Origin of the sequence: Pseudoalteromonas sp. NZS127_1, from assembly GCF_015864295.1 — a bacterium.
GTDB classification, from domain to species: Bacteria; Pseudomonadota; Gammaproteobacteria; order Enterobacterales; family Alteromonadaceae; genus Pseudoalteromonas; species Pseudoalteromonas arctica.
This window is the reverse complement of sequence record NZ_JADYXO010000001.1, coordinates 210,860-223,926: the sequence shown is the minus strand read 5'-3', so window position 1 is coordinate 223,926 and position 13,067 is coordinate 210,860. Positions and strand designations below refer to the sequence as shown.

Sequence of the window (13,067 nt, the reverse complement as noted above, 5' to 3'; positions counted from 1 at the left end):
AACTACAGTCAAACGTAGATTGATTAAACCTTAGTCAGTCTAGCAAATAATACAATTTAGAATAACTAAATTAGTCAACTTATTGAAGGATGTAGAAGTATGGCTTGCGGTAAAGTTAAATGGTTCAACAACGCTAAAGGTTTTGGTTTCATCGTAGAAGACGGCTGCGAGAATGATATTTTCGCTCATTACTCAACAATTGTAATGGACGGTTATAAAACGCTTAAAGCTGGTCAAGATGTAACATTCGAATTAGAACAAGGACCTAAAGGTCTACACGCTAAAAATATTGCCCCAGATGGTGACATTATTGAGTGACTATTGTTTTGTTCGACTAAAGCGAGTGACCTTTTAAGATCCTCGCTTAATTCCTTAAGCATACTAACTTATCTCTTCTCCCCTATTTATTGCCTCTTTTCATTCAAATTCAACCCTTTTCCTTGAATTTATTTTATATACCCCAATGTTCTAAGAGTTGATTGTTTAACTGCTTATTGGGCATGCTCAAACTCTAGCCCTTTTTATTTAAGCTTGTTACACTCTTAGTGCTAAAAATTGCGTATTAACGCAGCAACTAATCCAACTTGTCGCCTCTTATAATGTACTAGGCTAAAGGCTGATTTATTTTAGTTAATTTTTTAGCTATAAATACAATTCCAGTTCGTCAGGTGTGACTATTCTGCTTTTATAAAAGAGCAACGCTGAGTACCAACACCTAACAAACTATTCATTACGAGCGTACGTGTGCATTAACTCGTTTAATAATATGTACTCACTCATCAGTAATGATTTTCTTTGCATTGTTGAATAAGACCTTATCGGTCTACTATCTAGGAATGATGATGACATCAAAAATTATCTATACAAAAACGGACGAAGCTCCGGCACTAGCAACTTATTCGTTGCTACCGATCATCCAAGCATATACAAATGCGGCCGGTGTTGAAGTTGAAACTCGCGATATCTCATTAGCAGGTCGTGTAATTGCTAGCTTCCCTGATTATTTAACACCAGAACAACGCATTGGTGATGCACTAGCTGAACTTGGCGAGCTTGCTAAAACACCAGAAGCAAACATCATCAAATTACCAAACATCAGTGCATCTGTACCACAGCTTCGCGCTGTAATTAAAGAGCTTCAAGCACAAGGTTATGCACTTCCAGATTACCCTGTTGAACCTAAAAATGATGAAGAAAAAGCAATTCAAGCTGCTTACGACAAAATTAAAGGCAGTGCAGTAAACCCAGTACTACGTGAAGGTAACTCAGATCGTCGCGCACCAGGTTCTGTAAAAGAATATGCACGTAACAACCCACATTCAATGGGTGCGTGGAGCAAAGATTCAGAGTCTTACGTTGCAAGCATGAGCGAAGGCGACTTCTTTGGTTCAGAAAAGTCAGTCACTGTTGATGCAGCCACTGATGTACGTATTGAACATGTTGCAACTAACGGCGACGTGACAGTACTTAAACAAAGCACGCCGCTTTTAGCTGGCGAAGTTATTGATGCATCAAGCATCAGCGCTTCTAAGCTTCAAGCTTTCTTAGCTGCAGAAATTGATGCTGCTAAAGAAAAGGGTGTTTTATTCTCGCTTCACATGAAAGCGACAATGATGAAAGTATCAGATCCAATCATCTTTGGTCACGCTGTAAAAGTATTCTACAAAGATGTTTTTGCTAAACACGGTGAGCTTTTTGAAGAGCTAGGTGTTGATGTAAATAATGGTTTAGGCGATGTATATTCTAAAATTCAAACATTAGACGATGCTAAACGCGAAGAAATTGAAGCAGACATTCAAGCTGTTTACGCTAACCGCCCTGCTATTGCTATGGTTGACTCTGATAAGGGTGTTACAAACCTGCACGTACCAAGTGACGTGATCATCGATGCGTCTATGCCTGCTGCAATCCGTTCAAGCGGTCAAATGTGGAATAACGATGGTAAATTACAAGACACAAGCTTTGTAATTCCAGATCGTTGTTACTCAGGTATTTACCAAGCAACTATTGATTTTTGTAAAGAAAATGGCGCGTTTGATCCAACGACTATGGGTAGCGTTCCAAACGTTGGCCTTATGGCTCAAAAAGCTGAAGAATATGGTTCACACGATAAAACGTTTGAAGCTAAAGCAGATGGTTCTATCCGTGTTGTTGATGCAAACGGTACTACATTACTTGAGCACAGTGTTGAGCAAGGCGATATTTGGCGCATGTGTCAGGCTAAAGATGCACCAATCCAAGATTGGGTTAAACTTGCAGTAAGCCGTGCACGCGCAACGGGCGTTCCAGCTATTTTCTGGTTAGACGAAAACCGCGCACACGATGCTGAGCTAATCAAAAAAGTAAATAAATACCTACCAGATCACGATACAGCTGGTTTAGATATTCAAATTTTAGCACCGCTTGAAGCAACATTGTTCTCATTAGCGCGTATTAAAGAAGGGAAAGACACTATTTCTGTAACAGGTAACGTTTTACGTGATTACCTAACAGATTTATTCCCAATTTTAGAGCTAGGTACAAGTGCTAAAATGCTTTCAATTGTTCCACTTATGAACGGTGGTGGCTTATTTGAAACTGGCGCGGGTGGTTCTGCACCTAAGCATGTTCAACAATTCGAAAAAGAAAACCACTTACGTTGGGATTCTTTAGGTGAATTTTTAGCACTTGCTGCTTCTCTTGAGCACTTGAGCGTAACGACGGGTAACAACAAGGCACAAGTACTTGCTGATACACTAGATAAAGCAACAGGTACTTTCTTAGCAGAAAACAAGTCTCCTTCACGTAAAGTGAAAGAAATTGATAACCGTGGTTCTCATTTCTTCCTATCTTTATTCTGGGCACAAGAACTTGCTAAGCAAAATGACGACAGTGAACTTAAAGCACAGTTTACTCAAATCGCTAGCGACCTTGAGTCTAATAAAGATAAAATCGTAAGTGAACTTAACGATGCGCAAGGCCCTGCAGTTGATTTAGGTGGATACTTCCTACCTAATGACGATGCAGCGTTTAAAGCAATGCGTCCAAGCACTACATTTAACGATATTCTTGCTAAATTAGTATAAATATTAGTTTGAATTAAAAAGCCGCTTACTTGTAAAAGTAAGCGGCTTTTTTGTGTCTAAATTTTATAAAAAAGGCCGCTATTTATAAAATAGCGGCCTTTAAAATAATTAAACTTATTTAATTATTTAGTATATTAATTACTTGGTATAAGCCCGTGGCATTTTTGAATCAGTTGTATAACGGTCACGTAGTTTATCTTGGCGAGATTGTGTAGAAACCTCAACGCCATTAATAAACATTTTATTCACGTGGCTGCTGAGTTCAAACGGGTCATTACTCCACATAACTACGTCAGCGGCTTTACCTACTTCAAGGCTACCTGCATTAATACCAAATACATCAGCAACGTTTGATGTAACCGCTTTTAACGCGCCTTCTTGGCTCATACCATACGATACTGCATTACCAGCGTCAAAACGCAGCTGGTAAATATTGTGGCTTGCATCGCCGCCTACCGTTAATAATACTTTTACGCCTGCTTTTTCAAGCACGCCTGCATTATCTAAACTCGCATGAAGCGAATCAAAACTTGCTGGTAAGCTATCCATTGCACTAATAATTACTGGGATATTTGCTTTAGCAACGCGCTCTTTAACTACAACAGCGTCTTGCGCACCGTTAAGTACTAAGTTAATACCAAATTGCTCTTTTACTTTAATAAGCTCAATAATATCTGCCGCACGCGATACGCCAACCACTAATGGCATTTCGCCACTGAGAACTTTTGCCATTACTTTGTCTTCAGTACTTGGCTTGTCGTCATCTTTTTTAGCTTTTTTACCGGCTTTAGTTTTGTGCTCATCAAGCTTATTAATAAGTGTTTGCAAAGTAAAAGCACGAGAACCTTTACTACGCTCACCTAAGTAAACAATTAAAGCCGCTTGTTTTTGCATGTTGCTGTCAAAACTACCACTTAAATCAACAATACTAGCAAGGCCCGAAAAAATACTATCGCCACCATGAGGAGTAATTACATCGCGTGTTACGCCGCCTTTACGCGCATAAGGAATTAAGCTCGAATGTGCGTTGTAAGCAAGGCTTACATCAAAATCAATACCGGCTTTTTCCTCGCCTGCATCGCGAGAGCCCGCAACTGCACTTACTTCAACTAAACCAAGTTGATTAATACTTGCAATAAAGCCCGGAGTTACAATTTGGCCCTTTGCATCAATAATTTGATCGGCTTTAATTTCAGTTGGGTTAATCGCTGTGATTTTACCATCTTTCATTACAATGCTTGCCGCTTCTAATACGCCTTGATCTGATGACGTATGCAATGTTGCATTAATAATTGCTAGCGATTGTGCACTTACAGCACCAGATGCTAATAATCCTGCAGCAACCAGAGAAAGCGAAAACGAACGTGATAAATTTTTCATTCTGGGTGCTCCTTATTGTTGACCTAACATAAAATCACTTGTTGCTTGATACGCGCTGTCGTTTCTATCGTAAACTTTTGCACCATCAACAAACACTTGCTCAGCTTTAGCATAAACACTAAATGGGCTTTGATTCCAAATAACCACATCGCCCTGCTTACCCGCTTCTAGTGAACCTGTTTTGTCATCAATACCAAGTGATTTAGCCGCGTTAGCCGTGATCCATTTAATAGCGTGCTGCTCAGATATATCAAAACCATTTTCGTTAGCGCGGTACATAACCTTGCCCGCTTCTTGGTTTAAGCGCTGAATTGTTGTATCTGAATCTGAGTGAACAACCGCACATGAATTTTTAACTGCATCAACAATAGCCACGTTCTCTTGAACCATGTCGTAGGCTTCCATTTTAAAGCCCCACCAGTCTGGCCAAAGTGCAGCACACGAACCATTCTCAGCAAGTAAGTCAGCAATTTTATATGCTTCTACACCGTGATGGAACGTACCCGCGTCGTAATTAAATTCTTTTGACAGGTCAATCATCATTGCCATTTCTTCAGCTTTATAACAATGATTATGAATACGTACTTCGCCTTCAAGCACACCACGAAGCGTATCGTGTTTAATATCACGTACTGGTGCTTCTGGGTTTAAGCCTGCTTCATAATCGGCATCGTATTTATCCCATGCACGTTTGTACTCAGCGGCTTCAGCCCACGCCATACGATAACCTGCCATATTACCCATACGGGTTGAAGGCAATACACCTTGACGACCATAAACACGTTTAGGGTTTTCACCACACGCCATTTTTAAACCATACGGCGCATCAGGAAATTTCATACCTTGCATAGTGTGTGCAGGTACGTTTTTAAGCGTAACACCGCGTCCACCAAATAAGTTAGCTGAGCCTGGTAAGATTTGCAGAGAAGTAATACCGCCTTCGCGAGCACGGTTAAAGCCTGGATCTTGTGGCCAAACAGAATGCTCAACCCACACTTCTGCAGTGTTAGGGCTGGTCATTTCGTTACCATCTTGATGCGACTCAACCGACGGGCTTGGGTAGGCACCTAAATGCGAATGCACGTCAATAATACCCGGTGTTACCCATTTGCCTTGTGCATCAATTGTAATATCAGCAGTAGCAGTTAAGTCTTTACCAACTTGTTGTACTTTGCCGTCAACAAGTAATACGTCAGCATCTTCTAAACGCTCACCAGTACCGGTAAGTACTGTTGCATTTGTAATAAGTGTGCTTGATGTAGCTACGGGCTGATAAGTGCTTGGGTAAGGATTTTTGTTGATTGTTATTTTATCGTCTTGCGGACCGTTTTCTTGGCAACCTACAAGTGCAGCAGCTAAGCCAACTGCTAATAAAGATGGTGCAAATTTTTGCATGTTGTTTGGATCTCCTGTTTTTTTGCTACTTTAGCGAAAGCTAAGGAATAAAGCCAAAAAAACAGGTGAAAACGCAGTTAATTAAGATGAATTTCTGTAATTATTTCTTTATATAATTGTTATACAACTTTTCAAGCGCACCTTCGGTTGTAAGCGATGGATCTTTGCTTATAAAGTGCTTAACCGTACGGGTTACAAAATCAGAGTTTTGCTTATGTAGCTTTGAAAAATCTTTAATAATTGTATTACCATCTTTAGCTGCAGTTACTTTGTCATGACGGTGACGATACTGACTTAATGCTTTATTAAAATCACCTTGGTAGTCTTCAACCAATATTTTATAAAAGTCACTTTTTTGTACGTTTAAGTCATTAATGCAGTAATTTAACGCCTCTTTAAAGTCGGTAAATATCATGCCTTCTACATCAAACTCTTTCGTTTTTTCACGTACTGCTACTTTGGCATCTTCTGTGGCATAGCTAAAACCAGTAAACGCTAAACGCTCAGCGGCTTCTTTTCCTAATTTCATACCCGCTTGAATACTATGGGCAAACTCATCGCTCATATCGCCAAGTTCGTTTTCTTCCCACATGTTATAAACACGCAGTGGTTTTGCATATTTAGTGGCAAGTTTTTTTTTCATTTTAGTAAAGCGCTCATCAATCGTCATCAGCCTTTCGTTATGTAAAAGTGCGTGGCACTCATAACAAGCCGCAATAGATATAAAGTCAGCTTCTTCACCTAAATCAACAATGCTTTGTAGCATATGCAGCGGCGGACAATGGTCGCGCTCTGTCGCTTCACAGCCACAATAAAAACACTGGTTAAAATGCTGCTGATCGCAAGCGTATGCTTGCTGATAATAACTGGCTAACGTTTTGCTCACTGGTGCTCCTAAAAAACACGACAAAATTATGGGGGCGATAATAACAGCCTGAAAAAATAAGTCAGCCGCAAAAAAGCATTTAATTTAATTATTTTACAGATATCACTTAACACAAAACAGCGCTTAAATAAGCGCTGCAATTAAACCAAATAAACCACCAAACACACCACCCCACACTACAAGCCAACCTAAGTGCTCGCGGATCATGGTTTGAATAATCTCTTTAACCATTTTAGGAGTAAGCTCATCAAGGCGCTCATCAACTAGTTTAAGCACTGTTTTATGTAAGCTCTCTGCGCTATTACCTTGTGAAAGTGTTTGGCTTACTAATACTTTAAAGTCATCAGTTTGAGAAATTTCACCAAGTGAGTGTTGCATTTTTTCAATAAACTTTTCACGCATTGGCTCTATTGCCGCTGTGCCACCAAACATACCAAGCATACTACCAAACTGTGACTCTTCAATAACGACAAGTAAATTGTCGAACGCAGGGTTTAAATCAACATTACTAATTATTGGCTCAAAATCGATATTTGGCTGCGCTTTATTGAGTAAATTATTAATTTTTTGCTCTGAAAAAAACTCCGTTAATATTAAATTACGAATTGCGATTTTAAAACTTTCAAACTTAAGCGCTATAACGCCTGAGCCATATAAAAACGGGACTTTTTCGAACAACATATGAATCGCTAATAAATTAGTTACCGCACCTGAAAGCGCAAATAAACCAACAGATAACACAATTGCTTGGTTAAACATAAAACCGACAACAACACATAAACCCGCTAGCAAATTGGTTATTAAACTTTTGTTCATTTTTACTCCATTACAGTAAGTGTAATTTTTATGCAATATAGTCGTTAATTTTACAACGTTTAGATTGTTAAATTAATACCTTTTTGCCATAGTTTAAGTATCTGTTTAAAAGGCGAGCAATTGTTATGTGGAAAACAGTAAATGAGCACATCAGCCAAGCCATTAATTTTGACTTTAAACACACCTATAAACGCCAATTACAAAGTACAAATACCGATAAACTATTTCATGTTACCAATGGTACGCATAACTACTTGGTTAAAATAGCCCTAAAAAGCGAACTTGAACGTTTAGAAAGTGAATTTATTGGCTTAAGGCTGCTAGCGCAAAATAGTCACTTTAAAGTCTCTGAATGTATTGTAACCGGCGCTAATATTGAATTTTCATTTATTGTTTTACAGTGGCTTGTTTTAGATAAACAACCCCACAACACGTGGGCAACTATGGGAAGCAGCCTTGCTGAAATGCATCAAAAACACGACCAAGCTATGTTTGGTTTTGATGTAGACAACTACATAGCTACTACCATACAACCTAACCGCTGGCATAAAAAGTGGGATGTATTTTACGCCGAGGAACGTATAGGTTGGCAATTACAGTTACTCGCTGAAAAAGGCATTAACTTTGTTGAGCCCGAGCGCTTAATTAATGCCACAAAAGAGCAACTTCATAGTCACCAAGTAGAACCTTCATTATTACATGGTGATTTTTGGCGAGGAAATATGGGCTTTTTAAAAGCAGAGCCAACGGTATTTAATCCGGCTTGTTATTATGGTGATCGGGAAGTGGATATTGCAATGAGTGAATTATTTGCCCCACTGCCAAAAGACTTTTATAGCGCCTATAACCAGCACTATCCGTTATCGCCAAATTACGAAAAACGTAAGTTAATATACCAGTTATACCCTATTTTAAATCACGCTAATATATTTGCTGGGCACTATCTTACTGAAGCTAAACAACATATAGAAAAGCTGCTCAGTTAATACAATTTTATGCGTAAAATAAATGTCATAATAGGCTATTAAGAACTATATTTAATCCGTAAGTAAGGAGTTCAGCTTTGAGCCATTAAGTAGTTGCTAGCATATACGCAATTACTTAATTATTTATAACTGGAGTGATTATGAAAAACTATTTATCACAACGAATTGCCTGCCCACACTGCGGACACCACATACATTTAGACTTAGACGCAAGCATGGGCGATCAAGACTACGTTGAGGAATGCACTGCCTGTTGTAACCCAATTCATTTAAATATGCATATAGATCATGCTAACAATAAATTAGAGCTACACGTAGACAGTGACGACGAACAAATATTTTAACTTAAGCCTGATGGCGTAAGTAGTTTTCTACCGTATTTACAATAGTGTAAGTTTGCTGATCAACTTCAATATTAAACTTGTCACCCACTTGCGCTGCACCAATGTTTGTAATGGCGAGCGTTTCTGGAATTAGGTGTAACCAAAAGCCTTGTTCGTCAACTTCGCCTACGGTTAAGCTTGCGCCATTTACCGCAACAAAGCCTTTATATAGCACATACTTTTGCCACTCTTTTGGTAAGCTTAATTGAATTTTGCAGTTATTCTCAAGCTTCACTATTTGAGAAATTTGTGACGTACAATGAATATGCCCAGACACTATATGCCCGCCAAGCTCAGTACCAAACGTAACAGAGCGCTCATAATTAACTAAACTGCCTAGCTCAAGCAAACCTAAATTAGTTAACTTTAGGGTTTCGTCAATTACATCAAAATGCACTTGCGCCACCACATCATGATTACTTAGCTCAACTTGCACAACGGTTAAACAACAGCCATTAATAGCAATACTTGCGCCTAAATCTAAATGCTTAACGTACTCATCGCTCACCGATACAACTAAGCGTAAAACACCGTCTGTTTGAGTTTTAGAGACCACCGTAGCTTGCGTTTGCACTATTCCTGTAAACATAAAATCACTTTAAATTATTACAAAGTGCTAGTTTAACGTATCAACTCATAAAATCATTCACTCCTGTGATTTTTATTTGAAACACAATAGATTACAATTGCCGCCTGTTTTATCAAATAGCTGTTTTTATGACCTTTTGTAATTGGGAAGCTAAGCGTTTACTTTCCCTCGCTTTACCTGTTTTTTTAGCGCAAGTAACTCTTATTTTAATGTCGGTCGTCGACACAATTATGGCCGGACAAGTAAGCCCTACCGACTTGGCCGCACTTTCTATTGCTACTGGTATTTGGAACCCTCTTTTACTTGGCCTTCAAGGTATTTTATTAGCGCTTACTGGTATTATTGCGCAGTTTTCAGGTGGCGATGATCGCAAAGGTATTAGTCATTATTTTCAACAAGCTCTCTATTTAACGGCTATTTTATGCTGCGTAGGCTTTTCTATTACCTATTTAGCCGACACCATTATTTTTAAACTAGACACCAGCCCAGCAATTGCAAATCTTGCGTATGATTACATTCACTTTGTTAAATGGGGCATTTTTGGTTTTTTAACTTTTACCGTATACAGAAACGTTACCGAAGGCATGGGTATGACCAAGCCCGCGTTTTATATAAGCCTGCTAGGTTTAGCTGTAAATATTCCGGTAAATTATATTTTTATAAACGGCTTATTTGGCTTACCCGCTTATGGCGGCGCAGGGTGTGGTATAGCAACAGCCATTGTTTTAACTGTTATGGCAATAGCACAAGTTACCTATTGCCACACAAGTAAAAAGGTAGATGCCAAAGGCCTGCTTTCATCATTTAAAAAACCTAACCTAACCACTATTGGTATAATTACAAAATTAGGGATACCAATCTCACTCGCCACTTTTTTTGAAGTTACTTTATTTGCGTGTATACCGCTGTTTATCGCGCATTTAGGTGCAGTTGCAGTCTCTGGTCATCAAATAGCAGCAAGCGTTACTACTTTGTTATTTATGATGCCGTTAAGCTTATCTATCGCTATAAGTATTCGTATAGGCAATTTATTTGGCCAAAATAAAATGACCGAACTTAAAGTTGCGGTATCTACTAGCTATATTTTAGCAATTGCGATTGCATTATTTTTAGCACTCATAACATTCCTCGGCCGTGATTTAATTAGCCAACTTTATACCGACAGCCCTGCCGTAATGGCATTGGCTTCATCAATTATGATTTTAGCGTGTATTTATCAATTACCGGATGCATTGCAAGTTGCAGCCAATGGCATACTTCGAGGGTTAAAATACACTACGCCTATATCGTATATTACGTTTATATCGTATTGGTTAATCGGCTTTTGTTTAGGTTACGTATTGGCAAGAACAGACATAATTGTGCCAGCCATGGGGCCTCATGGCTTTTGGGTTGGAATAATAGTAGGTCTTAGTGTCGCTGCTATTTTATTAATGCTAACGGTAAAAAAACGTCTAAAATATGAATTTCTTAAAATTGATGCACTTAATCAAAACTAATAAACTCAGCCTTAAAATATTACCAGCTACAATGCTGGTAATGTTCGTTTTTGTACTTACCGGCTGTAGTAAAGCACCCAGTAGTGTAAACGCAACTTATGTTGAGCGCTTAAGTAGCACCGTTAATGTAAATACAACACAGCCTGCGCCACTCAAGCAACTCCCCTTACTGCAGCCTACCCCAATAGCACAAAGTGACTTAACACTGAGCATTGTTGAGCTTGCAGGCATTAGCCAATGTAAGCTTAACGTACTTATAAGTGAGCACAATAACCAATTAGGAAAAACCGCCAGCGCTGCTGGGCAGTTAAAATATCAAATAAACTTTATTAAAAGTGCGCAGGTTTGCTTAAACACGCTTGATAAAAATAGTCCTAGTTACACAAAAATACTCGCAGCCAAAAACTACAAAGAAACACACCTAATGCACTTTTTTAACACCATGTTATTTAAAGAGCCTGAGCTAAATCGTACCTGGCAACTCACTTCAAACGAGCTTACTACTGAACCCGCTGGTTTTAGCGATACCGTATTTGCACTAAAGCAACTTGTACTCATTAAGCAGCAAATAAACGCTAAAGAATTTAGTGAAATTAATAGCGATTCTATTTTTAGTGCACTCGAACAGCTTAATAAATATCAATTTAACCAAGCTTTAATTCAGTCAGCCCGTAAACAGATAGTGTTAAACAACAACGCCACACAGCTTGTAAAAACACTAAACTTTAATACCCTATGCCCTGAGGGTAAAAACAATAAAAACGCAAAAATTATAAGTAACGTATTTCAAAAGTTTTACCTAAAACAAATTCAGCCCTATCAAGCGCAGTTAACTGGTTATTTAGAAGTACTACAACCGCTTTATAACGAGCTTTGGTTTAACGAAAGTATCTCAAGTCCTCAAATTAATAACTTAGTAAAAACGGGCTCGACTAGTAACTTACTGAACTTACTAAAAAGCTCAGCTAAAAAACATGTGGTTTGGTGGCAAGTATTTTATAAAACGTGTGAAATAAGCCCAATATGAATAAAAAAACGGCAAATAAACTCAAAAACAACAAACTTGCTTGATTCACCAACCGCCACGCTATATATTAGCCGCCGTTGTTAAGCAATTAACACCTACTTAAATAAAGTAATACGACTGTAGCTCAGTTGGTTAGAGCACTACCTTGACATGGTAGGGGTCGGTGGTTCGAATCCACTCAGTCGTACCAAAATTTAAGAAAAAAGTATCACTGAAGGAAAAAGCACTACCTACTCTTGATCACCCGGTCCAAGGGTCAGTAGTTCGAATCCACTCAGTCGTACCAAAATTTAAGAAAAAAGTATCACTGAAGGAAAAAGCACTACCTACTCTTGATCACCCGGTCCAAGGGTCAGTAGTTCGAATCCACTCAGTCGTACCAATATTTAAGTAAAAAGTATCACTGAAGGAAAAAGCACTACCTACTCTTGATCACCCGGTCCAAGGGTCAGTAGTTCGAATCCACTCAGTCGTACCAATATTTAAGTAAAAAGTATCACTGAAGGAAAAAGCACTACCTACTCTTGATCACCCGGTCCAAGGGTCAGTAGTTCGAATCCACTCAGTCGTACCAAAATTTATTCTAATATCACAGAATAAATTTATTTAAGAATTCAAAAATTGTACGACTGTAGCTCAGTTGGTTAGAGCACTACCTTGACATGGTAGGGGTCGGTGGTTCGAATCCACTCAGTCGTACCAATTCAAAGTAATGAAAAAACCTAAGAAAAAGCACTACCCACTCTTAATCATCCGGTCCAAAGGTCAGTGATTCAAACCCACTCAGTCTTACCAATTCAAAGTAATAAAAAACCAAAGAAAAAGCACTACCCACTCTTGATCACCCGGTCCAATGGCCAGCAGTTCGAATCCACTCAGTCGTACCAATTCAAAGTAATAAAAAAACCAAAGAAAAAGTACCACCCACTCTTGATCACCCGATCCAACGGTCAGCAGTTCGAATCCACTCAGTCGTACCACTTCAAAGTAATAAAAAAAACCTAAGAAAAAGCACTACCTACTCTTGATCACCCTGTCCAA

11 protein-coding genes and 2 tRNA genes are annotated in these 13,067 nt (G+C 38.8%); 8 read left to right on the top strand and 5 right to left on the bottom strand.

All coding sequences use genetic code 11. The features are described from left to right. Positions 1-99 precede the first annotated feature (99 nt). Together cspD and I6F50_RS00855 are read left to right on the top strand one after the other, a co-directional pair. Positions 100-318: a cold shock domain-containing protein CspD gene (cspD, locus tag I6F50_RS00860; protein WP_002962500.1), complete on the top strand. Its 219-nt coding sequence runs from the start codon at positions 100-102 to the stop codon at positions 316-318. A 524-nt stretch (positions 319-842) separates the two neighbouring features. Beyond that, positions 843-3,065, top strand: a complete 2,223-nt coding sequence (locus tag I6F50_RS00855) for an NADP-dependent isocitrate dehydrogenase (RefSeq protein WP_197175095.1) — start codon at positions 843-845, stop codon at positions 3,063-3,065. 138 nt (positions 3,066-3,203) lie between these two features. Here I6F50_RS00855 and I6F50_RS00850 read toward each other — a convergent pair whose 3' ends face one another. The 4 genes from I6F50_RS00850 to I6F50_RS00835 all read right to left on the bottom strand — a co-directional run bounded on the left by I6F50_RS00850 (position 3,204) and on the right by I6F50_RS00835 (position 7,542). Next, positions 3,204-4,445 (bottom strand): amidohydrolase family protein, encoded by a 1,242-nt coding sequence (locus I6F50_RS00850; RefSeq protein ID WP_197175093.1) that lies wholly within the window; start codon positions 4,443-4,445, stop codon positions 3,204-3,206. 12 nt (positions 4,446-4,457) lie between these two features. Next, on the bottom strand, positions 4,458-5,840 hold the full coding sequence (locus I6F50_RS00845) for an amidohydrolase (RefSeq protein ID WP_197175090.1): 1,383 nt from the start codon (positions 5,838-5,840) through the stop codon (positions 4,458-4,460). Between the two features lie 100 nt (positions 5,841-5,940). Then, a complete protein-coding gene (locus I6F50_RS00840) occupies positions 5,941-6,726 on the bottom strand; it encodes a hypothetical protein (RefSeq protein ID WP_024590332.1) in 786 nt (261 codons plus the stop codon). 123 nt (positions 6,727-6,849) lie between these two features. Beyond that, positions 6,850-7,542, bottom strand: coding sequence for a DUF445 domain-containing protein (locus I6F50_RS00835; protein WP_197175089.1), 693 nt, complete (start codon positions 7,540-7,542; stop codon positions 6,850-6,852). A gap of 125 nt (positions 7,543-7,667) precedes the next feature. Here I6F50_RS00835 and I6F50_RS00830 point away from each other — a divergent pair, with 125 nt between their 5' ends. Continuing rightward, positions 7,668-8,528, top strand: a complete 861-nt coding sequence (locus tag I6F50_RS00830) for a fructosamine kinase family protein (RefSeq protein ID WP_197175081.1) — start codon at positions 7,668-7,670, stop codon at positions 8,526-8,528. A gap of 140 nt (positions 8,529-8,668) precedes the next feature. Further along, a complete protein-coding gene (locus I6F50_RS00825) occupies positions 8,669-8,872 on the top strand; it encodes a CPXCG motif-containing cysteine-rich protein (protein WP_197140288.1) in 204 nt (67 codons plus the stop codon). A gap of 1 nt (position 8,873) precedes the next feature. Here I6F50_RS00825 and I6F50_RS00820 read toward each other — a convergent pair whose 3' ends face one another. Continuing rightward, a complete protein-coding gene (locus tag I6F50_RS00820) occupies positions 8,874-9,500 on the bottom strand; it encodes a riboflavin synthase subunit alpha (RefSeq protein WP_165739270.1) in 627 nt (208 codons plus the stop codon). A gap of 128 nt (positions 9,501-9,628) precedes the next feature. Between I6F50_RS00820 and I6F50_RS00815 the strand changes: the two genes are divergently transcribed. From I6F50_RS00815 to I6F50_RS00800, 4 genes are all read left to right on the top strand, one after another. Next, positions 9,629-10,999 carry an MATE family efflux transporter gene (locus I6F50_RS00815; protein WP_197175079.1) on the top strand — a complete coding sequence of 457 codons (1,371 nt, stop codon included), beginning with the start codon at positions 9,629-9,631 and terminating at the stop codon, positions 10,997-10,999. Beyond that, the gene (locus I6F50_RS00810) at positions 10,980-12,026 is read left to right on the top strand and encodes a DUF3080 family protein (RefSeq protein WP_197175287.1); all 1,047 of its coding nucleotides are present in this window, start codon (positions 10,980-10,982) and stop codon (positions 12,024-12,026) included. Before I6F50_RS00815 ends, I6F50_RS00810 begins: the two co-directional genes overlap by 20 nt. A gap of 113 nt (positions 12,027-12,139) precedes the next feature. Beyond that, positions 12,140-12,216: transfer RNA gene (locus I6F50_RS00805), tRNA-Val, on the top strand. Between the two features lie 435 nt (positions 12,217-12,651). Beyond that, a tRNA-Val gene (locus I6F50_RS00800) sits at positions 12,652-12,728 on the top strand. Positions 12,729-13,067: the final 339 nt, after the last annotated feature.

What these genes read in the sequence shown, in the direction of transcription:
- cspD (WP_002962500.1), top strand. Translation starts at nt 100, where the DNA reads ATGGCTTGCGGTAAAGTTAAATGGTTCAACAACGCTAAAGGTTTTGGT.
- I6F50_RS00855 (WP_197175095.1), top strand. Translation starts at nt 843, where the DNA reads ATGACATCAAAAATTATCTATACAAAAACGGACGAAGCTCCGGCACTA.
- I6F50_RS00850 (WP_197175093.1), bottom strand. Translation starts at nt 4,445, where the DNA reads ATGAAAAATTTATCACGTTCGTTTTCGCTTTCTCTGGTTGCTGCAGGA.
- I6F50_RS00845 (WP_197175090.1), bottom strand. Translation starts at nt 5,840, where the DNA reads ATGCAAAAATTTGCACCATCTTTATTAGCAGTTGGCTTAGCTGCTGCA.
- I6F50_RS00835 (WP_197175089.1), bottom strand. Translation starts at nt 7,542, where the DNA reads ATGAACAAAAGTTTAATAACCAATTTGCTAGCGGGTTTATGTGTTGTT.
- I6F50_RS00830 (WP_197175081.1), top strand. Translation starts at nt 7,668, where the DNA reads ATGTGGAAAACAGTAAATGAGCACATCAGCCAAGCCATTAATTTTGAC.
- I6F50_RS00825 (WP_197140288.1), top strand. Translation starts at nt 8,669, where the DNA reads ATGAAAAACTATTTATCACAACGAATTGCCTGCCCACACTGCGGACAC.
- I6F50_RS00820 (WP_165739270.1), bottom strand. Translation starts at nt 9,500, where the DNA reads ATGTTTACAGGAATAGTGCAAACGCAAGCTACGGTGGTCTCTAAAACT.
- I6F50_RS00815 (WP_197175079.1), top strand. Translation starts at nt 9,629, where the DNA reads ATGACCTTTTGTAATTGGGAAGCTAAGCGTTTACTTTCCCTCGCTTTA.
- I6F50_RS00810 (WP_197175287.1), top strand. Translation starts at nt 10,980, where the DNA reads ATGCACTTAATCAAAACTAATAAACTCAGCCTTAAAATATTACCAGCT.